This window comes from Vibrio sp. D417a, assembly GCF_030248595.1.
GTDB classification, from domain to species: domain Bacteria; phylum Pseudomonadota; class Gammaproteobacteria; order Enterobacterales; family Vibrionaceae; genus Vibrio; species Vibrio alginolyticus.
Map to the genome: position 1 here is coordinate 114,163 of NZ_JAHGAM010000027.1, position 24,911 is coordinate 139,073.

The following is a 24,911-nucleotide window of genomic DNA, read 5'->3' on the forward strand; positions in this document are numbered from 1 at the left end:
TATGACGATTAAGATTTCACAGCGGCATATCTTACGACGAGACAAGTGGTTGCTTTCGTGCCTTACTTGGATACCGATTTTGCTCGCGATGATGATTTGGGGAGTGTTCTCTGCGGGCATTGCCCGGGATCTACCAATCGGTGTGGTTGATCTACAACATTCCCAACTTTCTCGAAAGCTCATTCAATCTTTGGATGCGTCGTCGAGTCTGGCTGTTAACTATCACTACACCAGTGCAAGCGAAGCAAAAAATGCGATGATTGAAGGCGATATCTACGCTTACGCGGTCATCCCATCTAAGTTCGACCAAGATATTCTCCAGCACCGCCAACCTCAACTTTCTGTCTTTTACAACAGTCAGTACATTTTGGTAGCGAAACTGATCAACTCTGCCGTTGCGCAAGCACAAGGCTATTTCGACGCTCAGGTTGAAGTAATGGGAAACTTGGCTAAGGGTAACACCACAACGTTAGCAGCGGCTGGACAGGCTGTACCCGTGTCGACACAAATAACCGCATTATTTAACCGTAACAATAACTACGCACAATTTTTGGTAACGGCTATCGTGCCAGCCATTTGGCAAATATGTATTGTAGTAAGCACTATTTTGATTCTTGCCGCGCACTTTCGCATTTATGGTGGAAAGAATAGCTTTGCATTTTTGGGCGAAAAGCCATACGCCAGGCTCACTACCCTATTAAGTCAGTACATTCCGGTCTTTATGGCGCAAGGTGCGTTGTTCTTGTACTGGTTTTATTCCGTGCTTGATTGGCCAATGGAAGGCAGTTTTGTGGTTATGCTATTAGCACAATTGGCGACGGTTATCGCCTGTATCATTATGGGAGCGTTGTTCTTCTTCTTGTCGATGGATCCTGCACGTGCGATGAGTTTTGCTGGCGCATTTACGGCTCCAAGCTTCGCGTTCATGGGAATTACATTCCCAGTTTCTGACATGAACACGCTCGCTTATGCATGGCGTTCATTATTGCCGATTACCCATTACATTGAAGTACAAGTGAGTCAAGCAAGCTATGGAGCATCGGCCGCACAATCTTTAAGCTCGCTATGGCCTATGATTGGTTACGTTGTGCCCCTGCTCATTACCGCAGCCTTGATGGGTAAACATCGAACAGCTTCATCAACACGCCAAGCGAAGGAGGCGGTATGACATTGTGGCAACTGATTAAAGCGGAACTTAAGGCCGTTCTAACCAATCCAGTCGTTACGTTGACCGTGTTTGGTGGTGTCGTATTTTACTCGTTTTTATACCCTTTGCCTTATGCACAACAAACGCCTCGTGAACAACCAATCGCGATTGTTAATCTAGATGGTAGTCAGACGAGTTTAAAGCTAGAACGTATGGTTGATGCCACTCCGCAAGTCAACGTAGTCACTCGACTTCATACGATTGCCGATGCAAAGCAAGCATTTTTACAACGAGAGATCACCGGTTTTTTAGTCATACCAGAACACTTTTACAAAGACCTAATGCTAGGTAAAAGCCCGACTCTGGCCTACGCTGCGGACGCCTCGTATTTTCTCGTGTACGGAACCGTGGTAGAAGGATTGGCCCAAGCTGGAGGCACATTAGGGGCCCAAGTGAAAGTCAGTAAAATGGTGATAGATGGTGTGCCCATGAGTATGGCTAGCCATAATTACTCTGCTATTAAGCTTAATATGAAACCAACGTTCAACCCAACCATGGGTTACATCGAATACGTAGTGCCGGCAGTATTTGTTCTGATTTTACAACAAACGTTGATCATGGCGGTTGGATTACAAACGGGAACACAGCGTCATGGTCGTGGCTATTGGTCACAAGTATCAACGGGATCGCTGCTGCTTGTGAGAACGTTAGTATTTGTGGCAATTTATTATTTACTCGGCGCCTATTATTTTGGTTTTAGCTTCGAACGTTTAAACGTAAACCATATCGCCAATGCGGGCGAATTGCTGGCTATGTTGTTCCCGTTCTTTTTAGGTTGTTGCGGACTAGGCTTCTGGCTAGGTTACTTATTACCTCGGCGTGAACTTGTCACCTTAGTCGTCTTAGTGAGCTCTATGCCGCTCATTTTCTTGGCTGGTTTTATTTGGCCAATTGAAGCCATACCTACTCCCTTATTATGGATTGCTGATTTAAGCCCAAGCACTTGGGCGATAAAAGCTTTCTTAGCGCTAAACCAAATGGGGGCAACCTGGCAACAAGTCGCTCCACATTGGACGGCGCTTTGGGCACTCACCGTGCTTTGGGGTAGCGTTGCGTACTGGATTGCTAAGCGAAGTAACAAGCCAGTTGTAACAGAGAGCTTGGGGTGACAGCTGACATTTTTTATTACTATAAAAAAAGCCGGGTAACTAAACCCGGCTGAAAATCTGCGTCCTTGCAGCGGACATATGGTAAAAACACTTTTTGCTCTGGGCTTACCCATTGAGCGAGGTTAGATTAAGCCAAAAACTATGGACTCCATACTCTCATATAGAGGGTTATATCCTTCCAATAGACATTAGCTCTTCGCTAGAACGATAACGTTTTTCAGACACAAAAAAACAAGACTCACATTGAGTCTTGTTGTTGATAGGGATGAGCAGGATACATGTCGCCGCTAAGTCATATCACGGATTATTTTCTCTCGGTATTCTGTAACGACCTTCATGATTGAATTTTTTACATCACCGACTTGCTTAGAGGGTTGGCACCATAGGCCAAAACCAAACTTAAAACCTTCCAATAATTCAGAAGCTTCCACTGGCTCTATATGATTATTAGAAAACTCCGAATGGGCAAACGTTCTGGGGAGAATCGCCCATCCTAAACCTGCTTCAACCATTTTCACTACAAGGGCCAATTGGTCGACCTCTTCATGGTTCGAACTTACGATGACTTTTTCGCCCATTCCCTCTTCAATAAGAGACCGCAGTACAAATTGTTTACTATTCCTCAAGGCTGTCAATACTCGATCTGGTGCCATAGAAGCGAGTTCACCACCTTTCTGGACGAAAGGAACAAATTCAAAATGACCTAAAAACGTCGCATCCAGACTATGTATTGCTCGACTATCATGCACATTGACAATACCGAATTGATAATCACCATTCTGTAAACCCTCTTTAATTTCGTTGCGATTACGAACAAGAAAGTTAACTCGCATCATCGGAAAATCTGCTGCTAATTGAATACGAAGCAATACAAGAAAACGGTGTGGTATAGCGCTTGAATAGGCGATACTAACATTCTCTAACCCACCGTAAGCTAGACTTAATGCGACTTTATCGAAAGTACGTGCTTGTTCGATGGTTTGCTTAGCATAGTGGTAAAGAAGATGACCATCTTCTGTCGGTTCTACCGAGCGCCCCACTCGCTCAAACAGGTTGACCGCCAGTTGGTCTTCAAGATTGGTAATCACCTGCCCTATTGTGGTTCGGTGCTTATTGAGTTTGACCGCCGCCTTACTAAACGAAAGCTGTTCATAAACGGTTACGAACGCGAGAAGTTGTTCAAAACTAAAATTCATAGGTTGTGCTTACTTTTTAGAGTTATCTAATTAAATTACCACAAGATCGTAGAATTGCTACTTGGTAACGGAAACAATCTGCGTTTGAATTCCTTCTCGACGACACAAAAAAACCTACTAGCTTCAGTAGGTTTTCTCTAACTTAGTTGTACTCAACGACACGAGCTAAATAGTTGAATTCTCCTGAGTCACCATGGTAATCGCGGTAGACATCGACACTGAAATATTTAGGTTGATCAGCGTAAATGTGGTCAACGACTTTTTGCTCAAGTGACTCCAACGTTTCACCGACCTGAGAGTACACGAACTGCTTGTTCACTTTTTCCAATTTACGTTTTTTCGCTTCTTTGTGTGACACATAGTTGTTGATCTCTTCCCACTTTCCCACGAACTCGACCGCCACGTAACTCGAGTTCTCGTCAATCATAATAAAGGTTGCACCTTCTTCTTTGATTGCAGACAGTTGCTGCATATCACTATCCACTTTTTGCTGGTCAAGATGGGCTCCACTTTGGGCGAATGCAGTCGCGGAAGCGGTAAGCATCATGAGTGTAAGAACGGCTTTTTTCATTGTATCGTTTTCCTGTATTAAGGGAGTTCAGTTACCCAAAGTTGCCCTTGGGTGGCTTTTTTGAATCCATATTCGTAAATCGTCAGCAAGTAGCGGTGATCGAACATATCTTTCGTTACTTTGGAGTATCTGAAATCTTGATCAATGTAGGTAAACTGCATCTCGATATCGTTGATTTCACTGATGTATTTCATTCGATAGAGATCACCACGAGTTTGCGCTAGCGTAAGGCTTGAGACACTTTTCGATACCAATTCCAAACCTTTGTCTTTTAGTGGACGATACGGCGCTTTTAACGCACCATTGCGAATCACATCCAACTGAGGCGCTTTTTCTAACCCCAAAGCATCTGAGATTTGTTGATAGTTGAAGTTAGACGGATTAAAGAACACCTGCGCTGCGAGACCGCCATCTACGTGTAACTCCTCAAGTGTTTCTCCATCATGTTCAACATCGATAAATTGTGGAGGGAAAACACCAGGGATCGATGCGCTCGCAGCAAGCACCTTGTAAATAAGTTCAGATTTGTCCGCTAAATCACTGTTCGCAATCGCACCAATATTCCAAATCACCAGTTCGCCTGAATCAAAATGGGTACTGCCAATAAAGAGGCGTTTACCATTGCGGTGTTGCTGCGCCATCGCCTCGATCATGGGCTCAGGGTAAGCGTCTGCGATGAAATCATAGAGGTTCTCACCATCGGTAAACGCGTCCTTAAACAGGGTATTTAAGAAGTTCTTCTTACCCAAAATATTCTTATCATTGATGTTGAGCATGACTTCTTTCATCTTTGGCATCGCATCACCGCCAATGAAAACAAAAGGAGCGATTAGGGCACCCGCACTGACTCCAGTAATGATGGCATAATCTTTTAGCTCCCCCTTTTCCTGCAGCCCCATCAAAACGCCGGCACCGTATGCGCCGTTTACGCCACCACCCGATAAGGCCAAAATATTGAGCTGTTCACCCTCTACTTTGATCGGTGTGGTTTGATTGTGCGCTGAGTAGAGAAAATCCGGCGCTTCATTGGCCCACATTCGAAGTGGCTCATTTGGTGTCGAACTCGCGATCTCGACATCTTTATAGTTGCTTTGAGAAACACGAACATCCAGGGTATGAGGCGAACTACAAGCTACTATCAACAGCGAAAGTGCAACCGTCACACCAGAGGAAATTAAACGATTCATAATCAGTCTCATTTAATGTTCTCTGGCGTATGACCAGAGACTCAGTTTGAAGTTAATTGGGTCAAAATGAAGTCCGTTTCGTTGTGTGGAGTTACTATAGCTAGGCACGGCTAAACCCCATAATCGCGATTGTAGGATGCTATCCATCAAAGCAATTATGCCAAGTTTCTATATGCTAACTTTACGCTTCTCCGTTAATTAGGTACTGCGCTAAGCAATTTTCACGACATTGAACTCATGCGTCGGTTCGACAAATTCGTATTGGGCATTGATCGTCTGTAGCTCCCATGTGCCATAGCCTTTTGTGATCTCCAATACACCGTAAACGGCGTTATGTGTATGACGAAAGGCTGCGACAGGAGACATCTTCTTCACCAAACAAGAGGTGAAAATCGCAGAAATTAAATCACCGACTCCGACTGGCTGCATAGCAAATTCAACACTAGGTCGTTGGGCCAAATAGCTTGCTTTCGGCGTCGCTAAAATCATACTGAAGGCGTCATCTGTTAGTGCATGCAGGTGTTTCACCAATACCATTTTCGGTCCTAACTCTAAGGCTTTTTTACATGCAGTGACCGCATCATAAAGAGAGTTAATTTTCACACCTGTTAACTCGCTCAGTTCAAACTGGTTAGGAACAATCACATCAGCGATGGGCAACAAGCTATGGCTTATCGCTTCTTTGACACCGTCTGCCACAATGCAACCTTTGTCTGGATCACCCATAACTGGGTCACACACATACAGTGCACTATGGTTACGCGATTTGACTAAACTTACCGCTTCGGCCACCGCTCGACATTGCTCTGCGCTGCCTTGATAACCGGACAGTATCGCGCCACATTCGCCTAACTTCTCAATGTTATCTAAGCCTCTCATTAGAGAATGAATTTCATCTGCCCCAAACTTCTGTCCAGTCCAACCTTGCTGGTACTGAGTGTGATTTGAAAACTGAACCGTGTGAATTGGCCAGACTTCGAGGCCCATTCTCTGCATCGGGAAGACGGCAGAACTGTTTCCTGCGTGGCCATAAACCACATGAGATTGAATAGAAATAATGCTTTTCATAAGTCACTCTTAATTGAGAAGTTTGTTAGCTTGGCGACTAAATAAACACAATATCGCGCACTGTGCTTATTTGGTCGGAATAGCCTCGACAACGCCGAGGCTTATTCTTAATCAGGCTGGATTAATTAGCCTTGGAACTCAGCGAAGTACTCATCCAACACTTTGCGCGTTGCACGACCGATAAGCTCGTATTCGTGATGAGTAAGGTTTGCTAACGAAACTCGAACTGATGCGTGTACTACATCGAAGCCTTGGCCTGGAAGTAGGATAACGCCGGTTTCATGTGCAAGACGGAACAGGAAGTCTTTGCCCTTCTCGCTCGCTTTGAACCATTCAACGAAGGCTGGTCCGTACAATTTGCCGCCCAAAGTGTCGAGCTCAAGCAGTGTGTAGTAGTCCACACGATCTTTGTTTTCTTCAATTTCTACACCCATGTTTTTGTACAGAGTTTTGTAACGCTCGCGAATGATGCGTTTACATGCTTCTTTGTAGTTTTTCTCTGAGTCCATCAGACAATTCAATGAGAACAGCGCCATTTGAACTTGTTGAGGAAGAGACAAACCTGCTGTGTGGTTAAGCGCTACGCTGCGGCTGTCTGCTACGATACGGTCAATAAACTTAATCTCACGAGGTTCCGGAGTCAGTGTTTTGTAACGATCGTCCAACTCAAGTTGACGCGCTTCAGGAAGGCTGCGCATTGCATCGTCAAACACGTTGTTGTGTTGAATCGCAATCGAGCCTAAACGCCAGCCTGTTGCACCGAAGTACTTCGAGAACGAGTAAACACAAAGCGTGTTGTATGGCAGTTTCGCGAACAGTGAGACAAAGTCGTCCGCGAATGTGCCGTATACATCGTCAGTCACAATGAACAGGTCGCTGCGTTCGTTGTTCACAAAATTTGATAGGTTATCCAGAGTCTCATCCGAGAACTTCACAGACGCTGGGTTTGCTGGGTTCACGACACAAAGCAGTTTGATGTCTGTATCTGCAAGCTTTTCGATTTCAGACATCGGCAGCTGCCATGTTGTCTCATCCAAACGTAGTTCAACGATTTCCAGTTCGTATTCACTCAGTTCTGGAATTTCTAGGTACGGCGTAAAGATTGGAGTGATTAGCGCGACCTTGTCACCTTTCTTCAACAGACCGTTGTTGAACATAGTTTGGAACGTGTACGTCATAGACGCTGTGCCGCCTTCCGTTGCAAACAGATCGAAGTCTGTTGTCATTGGCATCGGGCCGTACATCTCTTCTGCGATGTACTGCTTCACAACCCTTTCGATGTTCGTCAACATACGTGGTGGCACTGGGTAGTTACATGCAAGGTATGCGTTAACCAGCTCATTCAAAAATGCCTGTTTCTCTAGACCCAAACGGTCTTTTGCGTAGCTCAGCGACTTTTCCAAGAACTGTACGCCTTGGTCTTGTTTATTCTTGCTTGCAAACGTATCGAAGCGCTCAACAATGCCCACACCATCTGGAATGCCACCGAAACCACCATCTAGGTATGAATAAGTGCGCTCGGCTTCCAATATTGCGAACTCACCCAAACGAATGAACGCTTTACGTGGTAGTGTCGCAAGAAAATTAGGATTACCACGACCTGCATCTAATAACGCGCGGTCAGGAACAGTTTGTGCCACTTCAATAAGTTTATCTTTTAATTCAAATGGGCTTAAATCTGCAAATTTTGAAAAATCAATTGTTGTATTTGGCGTAGTCATAATATTTACCTGAATTTATTATTTAGTGAAATTTGGATAATACTTCCCCTACCGCCTATTTAATTAGGCGATAAGAGTGTTCGAATTTATTTAAATTACATGCCTGCGTTTAAAGTAATAATGCCGACAATAATAGGACCCCATAGGGTGAGCAGTACATTGGCGACAGCATAAGTCACGGTGAATGAGAATACTGGCGTTGCGTTACCTGTTTTTTCCATTAAAGCCGCGAATGCTGGGTTCGCACTTCGTCCACCTGTAACACAACCAAGTGCTTCAACTGGGTTCTTAATCTTCAATACAAAGTATGAGAAAAAGAACGAAATAAACTGAGGAATAATGGTCACAGCCATACCAAGGAACAACAGAGACATACCGTGTTCTTTGATGGTGTCGACCGCTTGAGGCCCAGCCTCAAGGCCAACAATGCCCACAAATGCTGCCAAACCGAAATCTCGAATAAAGTTCGCGGCACCCACAGGAAACTGAGCAACATGCGGATTGCGGCTACGCAACCAACCGACAATCAAACCTGAGATCAAACAACCTGCACCAGAACCGATAGTGACGGGAATACCAGCAATCTTAAAACTGATTAGACCAATTAATAGACCCACCACCATGCCCATACCAAGCACGACTAAGTCAGTCACGTTTGCTGAGCCCATTCGCTGACCAATGTTTTTCTCAACGCGATTGATATCTTTTGCGGTACCTGTAAGCTGGATGACGTCGTTTTTCTTCACCACAAGATCCGGCGTCATTTCGATAGAGCTGCCTTCACGAATGTAATCCGTCACATAAATACCGCGCATAGAGCCTTGGTTCGAAGCCTCTTTAATCTCTTGCAGCGACTTACCAATCAGTTTGCGGTTGTCTGCGATCAGTTGACGGTTTTCTTCAATAACTTCATAGCCTTCTGGAAGTGCAATCTCATTGTCAGCCAAACCATCTTGCAGCTGATGTACTGCATTACGGCGACCTGTTACGACAATGACATCCCCTTCTTTCAGGGCTGTGAATTTGTCCACGTCTAGCACTTTGCCATCGCGTTGAATCAATTCAATACAAGCAGCCAGAGCGTGTTGGTTTAACTGAGCTAAGGTTTTGCCTGCTAGCCCACCATCTTTGCTCACTTTAAATGCTCGTGTAACCAGCGCTGTGACAGCGTTGAACTCACCCGGCGCTAAATCACGCTTACCATTTGAATTTTTCTCTTCTAGAGCAATCGCTTCTGCTCGGATATCCCACTTCATCAGTGTTGGGAATACCCATGTCACCATCAGAATTGGACCAAGCGAACCAAAGATGTACGTAACTGCGTAGCCTACTGCGACATTGGTCTGCATTAGGTGCTTAGCTTCTTCTGTCACACCCCCAAGACGTGCGATCGCATCACCCGCTGTACCGATGATTGCCGATTGAGTCAAACCACCAGCTGCAAGGCCTGCTGCCGTACCTCTGTCTAGATCAAACATCCAAGCAGCTGCTAGTACACAAAGCAGGCCAGAAACCGTCATCACTACAGCGGAAAGTAGAATGTTGATGGTTCTAAAGTTCAGTGCTTTGAAGAACTGTGCACCACCTTGATACCCTACTGCGTAAATAAAGAGCGCAAAGAAAATGCTTTTTACGCCGGGATCAATATGAACACCAAATTGCCCAATAATTACACCCATTAATAATGTTCCGGCAACACCGCCAAGAACAAATCGACCAATGGTAATTTTACCAACCATATAACCGAGAGAGAGCGTAATAAAGAGAGCAACAAATGGTGCCATGTCAAAAAGGTTAGAAATAATTTCCATGACAATTTTACTCTTACTAATAAATATAAAACTCAAATAATCTAACGAATAATCTTTCACTCATATTTGTTGGATTATTTAATTTAAAAAGCATCTCGTTTGCTTCGAAGCGAATATTAGAAACAAAACCTCACAACTCGTAATCCCATTTGAAGGACGAAACCATCACTTCGCATATTCAAAAGCAAACATTGAACAATAATTGTCGAAAATTTAACAACTTAGTGGTCTGAAATGAACATAGAATAAATTGGAAAATAAATTTATTTTTATTTTCACTGTCCAAAAAGCTACTTCGCTGCGCTATTCCCTCTATATAGCGCATAACACCTTTCGTTTGATGGATTAGATCCTCCAAAAGCGATTATCACGGATGCCATCATTTGCCTTATCTTTCCATTCATCAAGTTAATAGAGAAAAACACCATGAACTCAATGCCACATGAACTTGTGTGGGGCGAAGTTTACTTCCCACCCTTGTTGCTGGTTATTGCATTGGCTTACATGCTCACCATTTTGGTCGGAACCGTTGCTACAAAACTGGGACTCCACAAATACGTTGCATTTCCTGCACTCGCAGAGCTAAGCCTAATTGTGATTTTTACTGGCGTTATTGGTCGATTCATTACGATATTTTGAGGCAAATTCCGTGATAAAACGTTATCTCATCACACTGCTACTACTGTGTTCCGCTGGCACCGTGATTTTCAGCTACTACCAATCATACTCTGACAACCCTTGGACTAGAGATGGCCAAGTTAGCGCGCACATCGTTTCTATAACCCCCCGCGTAACAGGACAAATCATCCAAGTCTACGTTGAAGACAATTCGCAAGTGAAACAAGGCGATTTGCTGTTTGAGATTGACCCAAGCATCTATAAAGCGGCGTACCACAAAGCGCTAGCAGCTCAAAAGCAAGCCATTGCATTACTAGCAAAGGCCAAAAATGAAGAGCAGCGAGCACTTAAGTTAGAAAAGCGCACACCTGGCGCCGTACCTGTACTGACATTGAATAACCTAGACAATGCAGTGGAGACAGCCGTTGCCAACGTAGAACTCGCGAAAGCCAATGTTGAAGAAGCCAAGCTAAACCTTGATTACACAAAAGTTTATGCGCCAACGAATGGTTATATAACTAATTTGAACTTACGCGTCGGCTCTCAAGTCGTCGCTAACTCCCCAGTCGTGGCTTTGATTGATGAAGACAGCTTTTGGATCGAAGGATATTTCAAAGAAACGGATTTAGTTGGCGTTGATCCACAAGATAAAGCCTACGTGACCTTAATGATGCACAATGAAGCTGTGCTGGAAGGCAAAATCAAAAGCATTGGCTACGGCATTGCGAAGCAAGATGGTAGTACTGGTAACGATCTTTTGCCCAATGTGAACCCTAACTTTCAGTGGATACGCTTAGCTCAACGCATTCCAATTAAAGTTAAATTAGATCACTTACCGAAAGATTTTCAACTACGTGTTGGTATGACGGCCTCTATCAAAATCATCAAACAATAATGTGGTGGAATGTATGTTTAATGCCTCAACCAAAGAAGCAATCAAAGCTGCGCTGTCTATCGTTATCGCGATCTACCTTGCCTTATGGTTTCAATGGGAGAAACCGTATTGGGCAGCGATCGCAGTCGCGGTAATGGCATTAAATGAAAGCTTCGCTCACTCGATAAACAAAGGTCATAATCGCTTATTAGGAACCCTCCTTGGCATCGGTTATGCCTTTTTCCTCATCACGACGTTTTCTCAAGATCGCTTTTTGTTTCTCACCTTCTTCACCTTGTTTTTAGGTGCGTGCATTTTTATGTCGAGCGACGAAAAGTATGGTTATGTGTTCTCTATCGGTTTTGCTGTGTGCTCCATCATCGCATGTATGGGAGGATTTGATAGTCAAGCAACGTTCCACTTCGCTGTTCTTCGCATGCAAGAGACTATTCTTGGTGTGATCACGTTTTCTGTTGTGTACCGATTAGTCTGGCCAGTCAGTACAGAACAAAACTTCATTCAACGTTTTGAGACCAGCAGAGAGGCGATGCTTAACGCTATGAAATCGCCCAATGATACAGATATTGAAGCTCTTGAGACCAACAGCGCCAACATAGAAAAGTTATTCCAACTGGTCGGCTTACCACTTACTGGCAGCTACCACTTGAAAGAACATCGTCAGCTATGGCGTGCGCGTTTAAATGAGATGGCACAAATCCAAGACCGATTGCTAGAACAAGCAGATAAATCGCAAAGTCGTGAGATCGATTGGCCAACGCTAACGCAGCAACTTCAAAGCTTTGATATTAAAAATCCAAGTACGTCTCTCATCGGTCACGTTGCTTGTGTCATGCAAAGAGAGAAAAACACAGTTTGGCATCACGAGCATCGAACGTTTATCCAGCATTTGAATGAAGACGGCAGAAAGGTACTGCAAGGTGTCTCCATGTTCGTGACGTCGCTGTTGATCTGGATTTATCTTCCTGTGCCCGGAGGTTTCATTTTTCCGATGCTAGCAGGCGTGTTCTCTTCAATCGTTCCTACTATGCCACCAAGCATTATTAAAGATGCATTTTTTGGTGTGATAGGCACTGGCACGGTGATTCTATTGCAATACATTTTCCTAATGCCAATGATGACCGAGCTTTGGCAGCTTGGGCTATTCTACTTCATCAACATCATCGTGATTTGGAAGGTATTTTCCACACCAAAGCTGATGGTACACAGAATTCTAGGTATTAACTTATTGGTTGTCTTGACATCAGGAGCGCTCAATTTAACCCCAGCGTATCGAATTGAAACGCCCTTGCTGATGCTGGTAAACATTATGATTATTTTGATGATTGCCAAGTTGTTTACTGATCTGTTTCGTGTTCGCGTTACGGTCTAAGCGTCACCTCCGTTCTTGAAACTAAAGCCCTGCATTGCTTCTGCTCTGCGGGGCTGTTTGTTTGTGAGCTAGCCATTATTCCTCCGTAACCCATAAAGCGAGGATAGTATCCATCAAAAGCGATTAACGGTATTTCTCTTCACCTCATAAAATCCTCTCATTGATTCACGAAATGCAATCGAAAACTCTGCATTCACAACGTCAATCACAGCAAACACATCTATTTAACTGAACAAGAAGTTCAGTGACACATTAACTGTCTGAGTCTCGAAGGTTTGAGACTATTCAGAGTGGAAACTGTCATGAGTTTTTTTGAATTACGCGCCGGCAAGACGTCTTCTCTTACTGTGCTCGCGAGCGCACTAATGCTTACTACCCCCACTTTTGGCTTCGCCGCTGAAGAGACGACGACCTACAACGAAGTAATCGAGCAAGGCCGAGCACTGTTCGACAAATACGGTATCAGTCATGATTTACCAAAACTGGCCATCAGCTCTCTAGTTCAAGGCGAGCATTTGGTCGAGCATGCCCACCGAAGTGTTAAAATCGGTGATAGCGTTCGCGATTCGTCCGTCTACTTGGTCAAGAACACCGATAACAAAGGCAACATTGATCTGCGTATCAAGTACAACCCTGAACAACTCGATGAAAATGAAAAAGTACTTGATGAGATCGAAGCTTTCACACGAACAGAATACCGCCTTCGAAACTACGCGGAGAGTTTTGATCCGTCATCAGTAAGAGCCAAAGAGGATCAGAATGGTAATGTGATCATCAGTTTTAATTACTCAAAATACGGTCTTCCTCAAGATATCGCCTACTTTCGCTTTTTAAGCGTTGATATTGAGTTGGTTAATGGTGAACCGAAACGTATGGTCATTACCAACGATAAACCGTTCACACATCACAACTACCAAGTGGATTCTTACGATCAAGAGATCCTCTTCCAGAAGTTAACATCAGGCAAAATTGCGATTGCCAGTAAAAACACCAAGATAGTTGGTTCAAAGAAAAATAAACCCCTCGAAATGATGAGCAGCGTAAAACCGGTAGCGATTTATGAAGATAAGCTTGGCGTGCAAGTACTAGACGAAAAACGCTTGAATGAGGTCTCTGATCCACGCATGCAAGAAGCCAGTGTTAAGCTAGACCGCGTTTTTCCTTTAATGGGTGATATGGTTCGTCGTCAAGGTATCGATTTGCCTCTGCCGTTTGGTGTATCGCTAGCGTATCGAAATCAAGATATGAATATTCCATTTAATGATTTCACGATTGAAGGCATCGGCCTTAATGAATTGTTTGATCCAGAAGACAGTGTCGGCATCGTGAGTGCTGAGAGCATGACGCTTCGTGGCGATGTAAACATCCTGCCATTTTGGAATGTATTTGGTTACATCGGAAAAGTTAATGTCGATGCCAATGTTGATGCCGCCTACACGGGTGAAGGTGGCCAGTACATAAAAGATAAGCTGAACGATAAACTGCCAGGATTAGGTGATAAGTTTTGCGATGGTTTATCTGCACTTTGTAGTCGCGGACGCCTAGACGTGCCGCTGCATTTGGAATATGACCTTCGTGGTATAGGTACAACCCTTTCGGTTGGCTATAAAGAATTCTTTGCTTCTGTCACTGGTACCTATTCGCAAACTCGCTTAAAGGGCTTAGATGATTGGGGCGATGGTATTGTTACTGTACAGCCGATGTTGGGTTATCAACTTGTCGATTATCGCACGCAGTTCTTTGTCGGAGCAGAATATCAAGGACTGGACGCTCGAATGGACGGGCATGTAAAAAGTGGTGATATCGAATTCGATTACGACATTGGTGTAGATCTTAATCAATGGGCGTTTTTGACTGGTTTCAATAAGCAAATCGGCAAAAACTACAACCTGACCTTTCTCTATAACAAAGGGGAAACTCGAGAGTCAGTAACCTTAAATCTTGGTTACCGTTTCTAACTCTCATAAAGAGCCCGCCCCTAGACGATGGTAGGACTGCATCCTACAAAGGCGATTACTGAAACTGTCGCCGATGTCCTACCATTTGAGCCATCAATACAACAAGCCATCCAACCATTCACGGATTAATGCCAAAGCGTCAGGACGTCGCTTGTTAGATGCCGTTTAACATTTTAGGTGTACGCACCAAATGACTTTTTGGACATAACAATGACTTTACTCAATCGCTCAACTTTAGCCATTACCATCACTCTTGCCTTAGCTGCCTGTAGTGATGATTCAAGCAAACCTAGCGTTCCTAACGGCCCGAAGCCACTACAACCCTTACCACCAGAGCAAATCGCTTTGGAAATTGGCGATGCAACCATTCAAGCGACCAAAGAGTCCCTTGTCATCACGCCTCTTGCTGCGGATGAAAAACTGGCAGCGGTAGAGGCGTTCAAAGGTATCCAATTTGCGCAAGCAGACCGCTTTCAGCACAGCATTGCGATCCCACTTGAAGGCGATATTGATGCGACTCAGTTCGGTGATGCGTGCCCGCAGTTAAAAACCACGGCACAAACGCAATCAGAAGATTGTTTGAACCTAAACATTTGGCGACCAGCAGGGACAGAAGCGTACGCAGATTTGCCAGTGTATGTCTTTATTCACGGTGGAGACTTTGAATACGGCGCGGGCTCAGAACCGCTGATTCATGGTGATATGGTGGTTGCACAAGGTGCTGACGATGGTAACCCGTTTATTGCAGTTACTTTTAACTATCGCTTGGGCTTGTTGGGCAGTGTTTGGGTCGATGGTTTGGACAACCCAGAGGGCGGTAACTTTGGCCTAGGCGATCAAAAACACGCGCTTGAATGGGTTCAACAAAACATAGAGGCATTCGGCGGCAATCCGCAAAACGTGACACTCATGGGTCAAGGTGCGGGTGCCATGTCGGTGGGAATTTTACAGCAATCAAAAGGCGATGCTGCAATCGCAGGTGAGCACTTTCAACGTGCCATCATGCAAAGCAACCCTTACGGCTTTGAATATAAAAGTTACGATGTTGCCAAGAGCCAAAGACCAGAGCAAAGCGTTGAAGATCTTGCGTTACTACCACTTGAAGAGATCATGAAGGTACAAAGCGAGATGCTTGATCCTATTCAACGTCTTAAGAACTGGGTACTGACCGCCGTGAATATTCCGGTTATAAGCCCAACACGCGACAACAGCCCATTAGCTACATTGATGCCATTTGCGCCTTACATCGAGCATCGCCCACCAGCGTTTCTAGTGAAAGAAGTACCAGGCTATCACTTTACTGAGCAAGCCATTGAGAGTGAATGGATCGTACCAACGGTAATTGGCTCTAACAGCGCAGAAATCAATACTCTGGGCATGCTGCCGAGCCTGACATTTTTGATCCCAACTATCATTGAAATCTTGAGCCAAGAAGCGCCAGAGATCATTGAAAGTGGTGACGAAACCTTAATCGTCGAATACATGGTGGAGTGGCTAGAATCGGATGCGAACTTGAACCGTTTACGCGCTGAATATCGTTCATTACTCAGCGATTCAGCTTCGATTGAACTCGATCTTTCTGACTTATTGGAACTGCTGCCTAGCACCGCTTATGAGGCGATGACTAAGTTGTTTTTCGGTTTGGGGAACTCCGATTCAACCACTGAGTTACTTGCTCTGGCTGACTTTTTCCCTAACGATGAAAGCGAACTAAATGGTGCGACCAAAAACATGCAGCAATTCAAAACCACTTTGCATGATTTGCTCTTCACGGGTCCAAACCGTCATAAGGTTTCAACTGAAGAAGCAACAGGAGCGACGCCAAGCTTTTACTACTTTGACTACACACCTGGATTCAACGTATGGACTTACAATACCAAAGGTGAAAATGGCGATCTCGACGTTGGCGATTTACTCAAAAGCATCAGTTGTATTGTCGGCGCTTGCAATGCATCGGAATTACCATTTGTGTTTAATAAAGCATTAAAGCTTGATGGTTCAAGTGTTCGTCCAGGTAGCAAAGACAAAGCAATGATGAACGAGCTCTCTCGTATGTGGTTTAGCGAACGTTTATTTGAAGACTTCCAATACAACAGTGCGACTGATCGAGTTTTGCTGATCGATAACGATGGCGGTATTCAATCCACACAAGACTGGGACAATGCTCATCACTCAGGCATCGATCCAAAACTGCGCCAAGGTCGCCTCAACGGTCTCGAGGAACTTGGGCTGATTCTGAGTCACATGTAACTTCATCCTCAGCCACTAAAAACTCGTTACCGAATACCTAAAAGCCAGTCCGCTGGCTTTTTTCATCCTTATTCCTTGAACATAATTAGGAAGGTTTACTCATGTTTCCTAACGCCCTTCGTGCTCTGCTACTCTTTATCTTCGGCGCGCTGTTGGTTGGCTGTGCCCAGCCCTACCCTCAAGTTGAACCGGATTTTGAAGCCAATTGGCAAACTACTCAGCATCAATCCGAAGTTTACTTAATTCCTACCGCTCCAGAAGCCTTTGCTCGTCGTGTTGAACTGGTAAGAAACGCTCAGCAAAGCATCGATATGACTTACTTTTCTTGGGAGAGTGACACGCTTGGTTTGATGCTACTCAATGAACTCAAGCAAGCAGCAGATCGAGGCGTGCAAATTCGACTCACTCTCGATGATCTATTGGTTTTTAACGAGAAATGGCTTGCTGATCTCAGCGCTCACGACAACATTCAAATCCGTTTATTCAATCCGTTTGATTCACGTAAGTCAGGTTGGATTGGTCGCGCCGTCAACTTCTCTACTCACCAACAACGTTTGGATAATCGTCTGCACGAGAAGTACTTCAACGTCGACCATCAATGGATGATTCTAGGTGGACGCAACATTGGCGACGACTATTTTGGTTACAGCCGCAAAGCCAACTTCTTTGATATGGATGTCTTGTTCAAAGGCAGCATTATTCGAGCGTTCGACAAAAACTACCAACAGCTTTGGGACAGCGAGCATGTTACGCCAATAGAAAACATCGTTAACGTTACCCCAAACTATTCCGCGTTTACTAAAGCGCTTAATAAAGGTGAGAAAGACAAAAGCATCATTCTGGCTGAAGTTGAAAAACAGGTAAAACAACTGACCAGTCCCGACTTCATTGCTACGCAAGTCACCCCCGTTTTCGACTCATTAGACAAGTTAGAAAACAACAAACCCTACTTTAGAAAACGTGCAGAACACCAAGTTTGGCAACAAATAACCTCTGCATCAAAAGCAGTGATATCAACGCCTTATGTGGTACCAAGTGATGGTGAATTTACCTTTATTGATACCTTGATGGAGCAAAAAGCGGACATCACGTTAATGACGAACTCGTCTGCATCTAATGATTCTGGCTTTATTCCGGCTTATTACGAGGAGCATCGCCAAACCTTGTTGGATAAGGGCGTTCATATACTTGAGTACAAAAACCAAGCGAACAATGATGACCATTACTTCCATGCGGATACTTATTATCACAACAAGACGGTGATACTCGATGATCGGCTAACTTATATCGGCTCATCAAACTTCGACCCAAGATCGGATTTCCTCAATGTGGAATTTGGTGTGTTGGTCCAAAGCGAAGCCTTTGCAGAACATGTCATGCACTACTTAACTCGACAACAAGATGAACTGTTTTGGCGAGTATCTCGAGATGGACAAGGCCAAACTCAGTGGCAATTAATGCATGAGATCCATACTAAGAATCCAAACTATGGTGGATGGCATAAGGCGCCTAACTGGATATTCAAGAAACTGAATGGTGAGTTCGAACTCTAAACAATCAAGACTTAAAAAGGCTTTCTATCTGCAAGGATGAGAGTTTTTTTAATGCCCGCTAAAACTGCGTGCCTAGCGAAAAGTGAACGCGGAATTGGTCTCCTTGAGGAGCATCTAAACCATAAGCAAAGTCCACTTTGACGGGCACGTATTTTGAGTTCCATATCAAACTCAACCCTGTACCGCTTTTCCAATCCACCCTATCGTTGAAGGCATCACCAACATCATAAAATGCCCCAAGCCACAGTTGGCGGTAGACCTGGTATTGATATTCCAGCCCAGCAGTAAACATGTAACGAGCACCGGTTAAATCGCCATTTTCATCTCTCGGAGAGATAGACTCATAACCATAACCACGAAGATTGCCATCACCTCCCGCAAAGAAACGTAATGATGATGGAATATCGCTCAAAGTGTCAGCGACATTAATGCCAACATTAGAACGAAAGTGAAACTTGTGTTTTTCACTAATGTCCCAAGACAGAACACTATTGCCTTCAATGCGCAGCAAACGAGAATCGGAGAAAAAATTGGGGTCCGAGTATTCCAATGAGTAGACGTGACGGTGCTTTACTTCTAATTGATCGTTCTTGCGATCAAGCAGTGAAAATGTCACCCCAGGTAATAACAACTGTGATTCGTTATTCTCCGACGCTTGTCGATAACTCTCTTGCAAATAACGAACGTGCATGGTGCTTTGCCAATCACTGTCTAACTTCCAGTGTTTTTCAAACGATAAATCATTAGAAAAACTCGATGTGTCTCGATAGTCGACATGCTTAGATTCAAACTGAATCCCGTAGTAATCCGTTAGAACATTTGGGGTGGGAATTTTATAACCTAGTAATAGCGATTGTTCCGGTTTGGAAGCGTACGCTTGTGCCTCAAAACTGTGTCCACGTGCGTTATACCAAGGCTTGGTCCAGTTTAGCGAAGCGCGCAACCCCAAGTCTGTCGAATAACCTCCACCGACTTGCACAATATTGCGTGAATTCGGCTCTGCGAGTACTTCTATCGGCACCTTATAGCCATCGAATACCTCCTCGAAATCCGCTTTCACAATCACACTGCGAAACCAATCAGTACTGGAGAGATCGGCCTGATATTGACTCAATTTCAAAGTGTCAAAATCGTCGCCCCACTCAAATGTTCTCATCGCTTCTATTCGAGCCGTTTCGATACCCGACGTAAGAACAGACAGCTCTCCAAATTGGTAACGAGAACCACTAGAGAAATGCAGATTCACATGGGCTTGATTCAAACTTGGAATGACTTCCAAAGACGATTCGATAAAACGTCCATCTAAATAACCTTTTTGCTGAGCCAATGAAATCAAGTTTCGCTTTAGCGTGTCGTACTCAGAATGAAGCAACGGCTGCCCTTGCTTAAGTTGAGCTTGATTGATTAGTTCGATGAAATCCTGATCGTTACTGGCCTCCCCCAACACAGCAATATTAGATTTTTTGACCAACATTACCTCCCCTGCGTCAACCTCAAGCGTGATGAGATCATTCTCTGATCTCTGAACATTGAGCTCGGAATGATAGTAGCCATAAGGGTTTAACGCATTATTAACCATCTGCGTTAGTCGATTTGAGGTAATGTTTGAAACAGAGAGTTTCGTTAGTGGTGTAAGGTGACTTTCAAGATTTTTCTCTAATATTGATGTTAGCCCTTTGATTTTAAATTGCACTCCGAGTGCATGATGTAAAGGCATAGAAGCTAAAACTGATATACCTATTATTTGTTTAATGAGAGGAGACACACCGCTACCTAGTTTAGCAATACACTCGACAAGGTTAATGATGGAATGGCATATCAGTTAATCGCGTTTGTAGGATTGCTCCCTACGAAATCCTCTCGAAAATTCACTTTTCACAAGTAGATACTTTGAACGATAAATTGGCTCAAGCTAGGAGGTGGCAAATCATGCGGTCTGAAATAGGTATACTGTTTGCCAAAAATACAAAACCCAACGCTGAATGGATCTCATCAAGCGCTGGGTTACATTGATAATGTGTTTTTTAATCTAAAAAGCGGTCTGTTTGTAAAACTAGATCGAAGAACAGTTTCCTTTTTCTGCCATGTCGACTTTTAGTACTTCTGCTTTACCTTTGCTTTCGTCTACGAGTTCTACGCCCGCACCACCAACAAATACACCCATTTTAATGTATTGATTAACGAAATAATTACGGCCCTCTTCCGTTAAGATAGTTAAGTGATTTTCAGAAAACTCAGACTCTGTACTTACTTGATGTTCTTTATTGCCTTCGACCTCATGGTAGAAGAATACACCAGGAGCGGTTTCACCAATACATTCCCCATCGACGTAAACATACTTTTTAAGCGCTGCTCCGACAAAAGCATCTTCTCGGTAAATGTAAATCCCTGCGTTCCCCTTTTGAGGTGCTTCAAATGATTTCATTTGATTTGATACTGTCGAATCAACAGTAGGAACAGAAGCACAACCTGACAAACCCAAAAGGAATGCGGAACACAGAATTACTTTATTTTTCATGTTATTAACCTAGCTACGATAAAATCGCGCCAACCATACTATAAATAAATACGTTCACTTATTGGTATTTTTGAAATTTGTGATTCAACCTATGCAATAGCACTCATTTAGCGTATAGATTGAGCAAACATTAGCCATATAATAATCACGAGAATAAAATGCCCTGTATCTAACGATCACTAAATGCCACTTTACTCGCTAGACTGATAAGTAGAATACCTGAAACACCTTCAAGAGTTCTTGAATAACGCTGAGAGTGTGGACGACTAAATACCCAATTACCCACAGAGGCGTACAAAACGTTACATGTCGTCGCAAGTACGCTGAACAGCAAGCCAAGTACTGATAATTGCATTGATGTTGAGCTTGCAGACGTATCAATAAATTGAGGCAGAAACGAGAGAAAGAATAGCGCTACTTTGGGATTCAAGACGCTGACGATAACCCCCTGAACAAACACATTTTTATTATTATCAACATTTTTGTTTTCAACGATTTTACTTTCTCCACGCCACATGGACAGTAATGACTGAACACCTAAATAAACTAGGTAAGCGGCCCCTAACCATTTAACAACGCTAAAAGCCAAAGATGAACTCAGAATAATTGCTGACAAACCTAAACATGCCGCTAGTGTATGAAAAAAGTAACCAACACCAAGCCCCAGAGCCGCTTTCAGCCCAGCAGATAATTTACCTTTCATTGTATTGGAAACAATATAAATTACATCAGGTCCAGGAATCATGTTGATAGCGAGACAAGCGACAACAAATAATAATAGTGAGTTTGAATCCATTCTTTTCTCCAAATTAACGTCTTGCGGGATAACATTTCATCGAACTACAAATAATGCAACGTCCAGGTTTCAATTGGTTATATTTAGTATTAACAACACGTTACTAATACTACAGCACTGCGCGAAGAGCACAATCATGAACAGTGATACGAATTAAATTATGGGCCTTTGTTAGCCCTTTGAATGATAATATTTAGCATCATTGGGTTGTAAGCTTTTTCTAGCCAGCAGCTCTTATGGAAGTTAACAAATCGGCTACTTAGTATACTTAATAGACCGTCAAATCAGATAGATTATCTATTCTTATTTCTTCAAGCCTTTTGTGCTTCATTTTCCTGCCTCACTAAGCAGCAACTTAATACTTGCTACACCAAAAAATAACGCGAACACGCCTTCAAAAACTGCTTTGGATCTGAGATAGGTTTGTCTGACCTTTTTATGCGCGAAAAGAAAAGCATAGCCAAAGAAAACCAAAGCACTAACCAGCCCCACAACAAAAATGACCGACAACAATTCCAACGGACTGGCCTTAGGAGGAACCCCTATCGAATAAAGCGCACCGAAAAACAGAATAGCCTTTGGGTTAGTTAAGTGAATTAACACTCCGGTTAAGTAGTTACCCTTCTTTGTCGTTACGTATGTTTTGGGTAACTTTAGCTGCTCGATGTTGCAGGCTGAATGTACAGACTTTAAAGCCAAATATAAAAGATAAAATGCCCCACAATATCTAAGAATTTCAAAAAGCCAAACATTGCTATAGAGTATGGTTGCGAGACCAAAAGCGGCTGAGGTTGACCAAAATAAAGACCCCGTTAAAACACCTGTAGCCAAATACCCACCAAAGCGCCGACCGTGGTTCATTGACGTGCCTGCTATCGCAAGAGTTGCAGGTCCGGGGCTAGCGATGGCAGCGATAGCTGATACGACAATCAGTGAATAATTTATCTCTTCCATTTTTACTCTAAGCCTCCAAATGGAGTTTTATCAACACTTATCGCAGAATAGTCTATTGAACGTACATCAGAAGCGTAATACTGATTAAAACACCAAGTGTCACGAATCGAGTTGAGATTCTTTCGTATTTTACTGCTCCAAAATAACATCAAATCCGCCATAAATGAGACGCTTTCCATCAAAGGGCATTGGGTTATTATCTGGACTCATTCGAGGATCACCCATGATCCGCAGCCACCCTGAGTCTCGAACTTCTTTTGAAGGCCAGACTACCCACGAAAACACAACGGTTTCGTTGCTTTCAGCGTTAACTGCCATGGGAAATGATGTGATCTCACCATCTGGTACTTCACTCCCCCACGTCTCAACAACCTTTAAGGCCCCAAACTCCCTGAACATTTCTGCTGCTATTTTTGCGTGTGCGATATACTTTTCTTTATTCGCTGTCGGTACTGCAGCGACAAACCCATCAATGTATGACATAAGTAAACTCCTTTCATTGGAGTTATAACCATAGCTCAATAAAAAGAATGCACATGATGCCAAACCATAGAAGCAGGTACGTAATACAGCTTGAGAGCTACATTCCTAGCTTGGACTTTATATGCATATTTGAAAGGTATGTGTTTGGATCAAGCTTGGTTAGCATATTTATAATCTCCAAAACACTCGAATACTCAATACGTTCCTCTTCAGCATGCCCGATCCCACCTATTGTAAAGTGAGTAAAGCGGTAATCACGATAAACGTTTTGCAGCTGGCTAGAAATATCTTTGAGTAATCTTTTACTGAGGGCGAATGCAGGGTATTCACTACTTTCTGAAAGCTCTGCTGTAGAGCCAATAGATACAATATTGCATTTATCGTTAAGTGAACCTAAAGCGTTAAGCTCATTGACTAAATTAAGATACCCAACCGGGCCAACATTCATAAACTCAATCAGTTCGTTTGTTGTCAATTCTGAAGACTCTCCCCACATCGACGCCAAATAAACTATGATGTCAAACTCTACACCTTTGAAGCACGTATAATCTGGCTTTTTACCGGGATCAACGTCAATACAAACAGAAGCGACTCCCTCCTCAACTAGCTTTGATCTAGAAATCGCATAAATTTCTGTACCCTGTAAGTTCGTAGCCAAGAACCTTCCTAGACCCTTACTACCTCCAACGATTAAAATCTGCATAACGCTATTCCTTGGTTAAGGTTGTCTTTCATATTGTCCGCCAAACTGTTCATTAGGCATCACTTTAACGTTTCTATTGCCCTACTTAGTTCTATCTTCAATTTCATCGAATGGTTCAACTGAAACACGCTCTGCAATTTCACTCATCTTCTTCATTTTTTCTGGGTTACTAGTTCCCCAAAACCGCTCCCAGTCTTCACGTGTTCGCCACTTGGCAATAGTTAAAACCTTTTCCGGTACATCGTAAGAACGAAGCATAAAACTACCAAGCGCCCCATCTACTGACTGATGAATTGAATCTGTCGTCGAACGCCATATATTTTGAAACTCATCCATTTTTTCACTTGGCACACGCCATTCATACACAACTCTAAACATAACACTTCCATTAAAATTTCTAGATTTAATACGGCAAAGTATCAAGAACACTAAGCCAGGTTAATAGATGAATAAAGCAACATAGCAGAGCGTAGAGCAACCTAAAAACAAAGAGTAAACGCTCTAAATCACTCCGATTCTATTAGTCATGCACACATTCAAAGATTTCGTATTGACGTTTAACATTGGCAGTTACTTTTCCCCAATGTGAGGCTTGAACTCTTTCCTGATGTTGCTTAAAAGAGGCTTTGTCGACGAACTCTTCATAGACATCAAAACGAAAAGGATTAGTCGAGCTTTGAGTCACAAGAAAAGTAAGGCAGCCCGGCTCTTCTAACGTGAGCCTTTTGTGAGTTATTAACGCATGTTTTACTAATTCTAAATCCTTTTCCGGAACTAAAATAAAGCCTTTCAATGTTACTTTCGACATATCATCCTCTCGCCCCTGTAACCTTTCGTTAAGAAGTAGCCAACACGCCCTCAATCTCAACCATCATATCGCAAATGTGAATCTCACCATGAATTAAAATGCCACGTGTTAGGAATCTATTTCTAATGCCCTATCG

22 protein-coding genes are annotated in these 24,911 nt (G+C 43.4%); 8 read left to right on the plus strand and 14 right to left on the minus strand.

Annotated elements, in window-relative coordinates; all coding sequences use genetic code 11:
* Position 1 precedes the first annotated feature (1 nt).
* Positions 2–1,168, plus strand: a complete 1,167-nt coding sequence (locus tag KI742_RS20470; RefSeq protein ID WP_213898658.1) for an ABC transporter permease — start codon at positions 2–4, stop codon at positions 1,166–1,168.
* Positions 1,165–2,316: an ABC transporter permease gene (locus tag KI742_RS20475; RefSeq protein ID WP_033906182.1), complete on the plus strand. Its 1,152-nt coding sequence runs from the start codon at positions 1,165–1,167 to the stop codon at positions 2,314–2,316. Before KI742_RS20470 ends, KI742_RS20475 begins: the two co-directional genes overlap by 4 nt.
* Positions 2,317–2,603: 287 nt before the next feature.
* On the opposite strand, the gene KI742_RS20480 is transcribed toward KI742_RS20475, so the two are convergent.
* The 6 genes from KI742_RS20480 to aspT all read right to left on the minus strand — a co-directional run bounded on the left by KI742_RS20480 (position 2,604) and on the right by aspT (position 9,870).
* The gene (locus KI742_RS20480) at positions 2,604–3,512 is read right to left on the minus strand and encodes a LysR family transcriptional regulator (protein WP_017634569.1); all 909 of its coding nucleotides are present in this window, start codon (positions 3,510–3,512) and stop codon (positions 2,604–2,606) included.
* Between the two features lie 142 nt (positions 3,513–3,654).
* Complete coding sequence (locus tag KI742_RS20485) at positions 3,655–4,083, minus strand: hypothetical protein (protein ID WP_151514838.1); 429 nt, start codon at positions 4,081–4,083, stop codon at positions 3,655–3,657.
* Between the two features lie 17 nt (positions 4,084–4,100).
* The gene (locus tag KI742_RS20490; RefSeq protein WP_285385439.1) at positions 4,101–5,270 is read right to left on the minus strand and encodes a patatin-like phospholipase family protein; all 1,170 of its coding nucleotides are present in this window, start codon (positions 5,268–5,270) and stop codon (positions 4,101–4,103) included.
* Positions 5,271–5,480: 210 nt separating this feature from the next.
* Positions 5,481–6,338: a pyridoxal kinase PdxY gene (gene pdxY, locus KI742_RS20495; protein WP_033906186.1), complete on the minus strand. Its 858-nt coding sequence runs from the start codon at positions 6,336–6,338 to the stop codon at positions 5,481–5,483.
* Between the two features lie 125 nt (positions 6,339–6,463).
* Entirely contained in the window at positions 6,464–8,059 is a 1,596-nt protein-coding gene (locus KI742_RS20500) for a bifunctional aspartate transaminase/aspartate 4-decarboxylase (RefSeq protein ID WP_137282073.1), read from the minus strand.
* Positions 8,060–8,154: 95 nt separating this feature from the next.
* Entirely contained in the window at positions 8,155–9,870 is a 1,716-nt protein-coding gene (gene aspT / locus KI742_RS20505) for an aspartate-alanine antiporter (protein WP_213971122.1), read from the minus strand.
* Positions 9,871–10,296: 426 nt separating this feature from the next.
* Between aspT and KI742_RS20510 the strand changes: the two genes are divergently transcribed.
* The 6 genes from KI742_RS20510 (at position 10,297) to KI742_RS20535 (ending at position 18,513) form a co-directional block, all read left to right on the plus strand.
* Positions 10,297–10,509 (plus strand): DUF1656 domain-containing protein, encoded by a 213-nt coding sequence (locus KI742_RS20510; protein WP_005377106.1) that lies wholly within the window; start codon positions 10,297–10,299, stop codon positions 10,507–10,509.
* A 10-nt stretch (positions 10,510–10,519) separates the two neighbouring features.
* Positions 10,520–11,383 carry an HlyD family secretion protein gene (locus tag KI742_RS20515; RefSeq protein ID WP_005377105.1) on the plus strand — a complete coding sequence of 288 codons (864 nt, stop codon included), beginning with the start codon at positions 10,520–10,522 and terminating at the stop codon, positions 11,381–11,383.
* 13 nt (positions 11,384–11,396) lie between these two features.
* Positions 11,397–12,752, plus strand: coding sequence for an FUSC family protein (locus tag KI742_RS20520; protein ID WP_213886825.1), 1,356 nt, complete (start codon positions 11,397–11,399; stop codon positions 12,750–12,752).
* 302 nt (positions 12,753–13,054) lie between these two features.
* Positions 13,055–14,710 carry a hypothetical protein gene (locus tag KI742_RS20525; RefSeq protein WP_017821369.1) on the plus strand — a complete coding sequence of 552 codons (1,656 nt, stop codon included), beginning with the start codon at positions 13,055–13,057 and terminating at the stop codon, positions 14,708–14,710.
* Between the two features lie 210 nt (positions 14,711–14,920).
* Entirely contained in the window at positions 14,921–16,960 is a 2,040-nt protein-coding gene (locus KI742_RS20530; protein ID WP_285385437.1) for a carboxylesterase family protein, read from the plus strand.
* A 101-nt stretch (positions 16,961–17,061) separates the two neighbouring features.
* Positions 17,062–18,513 (plus strand): phospholipase D family protein, encoded by a 1,452-nt coding sequence (locus KI742_RS20535; RefSeq protein WP_285385435.1) that lies wholly within the window; start codon positions 17,062–17,064, stop codon positions 18,511–18,513.
* A gap of 58 nt (positions 18,514–18,571) precedes the next feature.
* Here KI742_RS20535 and KI742_RS20540 read toward each other — a convergent pair whose 3' ends face one another.
* The 8 genes from KI742_RS20540 to KI742_RS20575 form a co-directional block, all read right to left on the minus strand.
* Positions 18,572–20,230, minus strand: coding sequence for an autotransporter assembly complex family protein (locus KI742_RS20540; protein WP_285385433.1), 1,659 nt, complete (start codon positions 20,228–20,230; stop codon positions 18,572–18,574).
* A 336-nt stretch (positions 20,231–20,566) separates the two neighbouring features.
* Positions 20,567–21,031 carry a DUF2846 domain-containing protein gene (locus KI742_RS20545; RefSeq protein ID WP_005377099.1) on the minus strand — a complete coding sequence of 155 codons (465 nt, stop codon included), beginning with the start codon at positions 21,029–21,031 and terminating at the stop codon, positions 20,567–20,569.
* A 169-nt stretch (positions 21,032–21,200) separates the two neighbouring features.
* Positions 21,201–21,827 carry a LysE family translocator gene (locus tag KI742_RS20550; protein ID WP_285385432.1) on the minus strand — a complete coding sequence of 209 codons (627 nt, stop codon included), beginning with the start codon at positions 21,825–21,827 and terminating at the stop codon, positions 21,201–21,203.
* Positions 21,828–22,154: 327 nt separating this feature from the next.
* Positions 22,155–22,781 carry a LysE family translocator gene (locus tag KI742_RS20555; protein WP_285385430.1) on the minus strand — a complete coding sequence of 209 codons (627 nt, stop codon included), beginning with the start codon at positions 22,779–22,781 and terminating at the stop codon, positions 22,155–22,157.
* A gap of 129 nt (positions 22,782–22,910) precedes the next feature.
* Positions 22,911–23,264: a DUF1428 domain-containing protein gene (locus KI742_RS20560; protein WP_005387184.1), complete on the minus strand. Its 354-nt coding sequence runs from the start codon at positions 23,262–23,264 to the stop codon at positions 22,911–22,913.
* A 97-nt stretch (positions 23,265–23,361) separates the two neighbouring features.
* Complete coding sequence (locus KI742_RS20565; RefSeq protein ID WP_206225546.1) at positions 23,362–23,967, minus strand: hypothetical protein; 606 nt, start codon at positions 23,965–23,967, stop codon at positions 23,362–23,364.
* Between the two features lie 81 nt (positions 23,968–24,048).
* Positions 24,049–24,345 (minus strand): antibiotic biosynthesis monooxygenase, encoded by a 297-nt coding sequence (locus KI742_RS20570; protein ID WP_017634583.1) that lies wholly within the window; start codon positions 24,343–24,345, stop codon positions 24,049–24,051.
* Between the two features lie 142 nt (positions 24,346–24,487).
* Positions 24,488–24,775: a putative quinol monooxygenase gene (locus tag KI742_RS20575; RefSeq protein ID WP_005377083.1), complete on the minus strand. Its 288-nt coding sequence runs from the start codon at positions 24,773–24,775 to the stop codon at positions 24,488–24,490.
* Between the last annotated feature and the right edge of the window lie 136 nt (positions 24,776–24,911).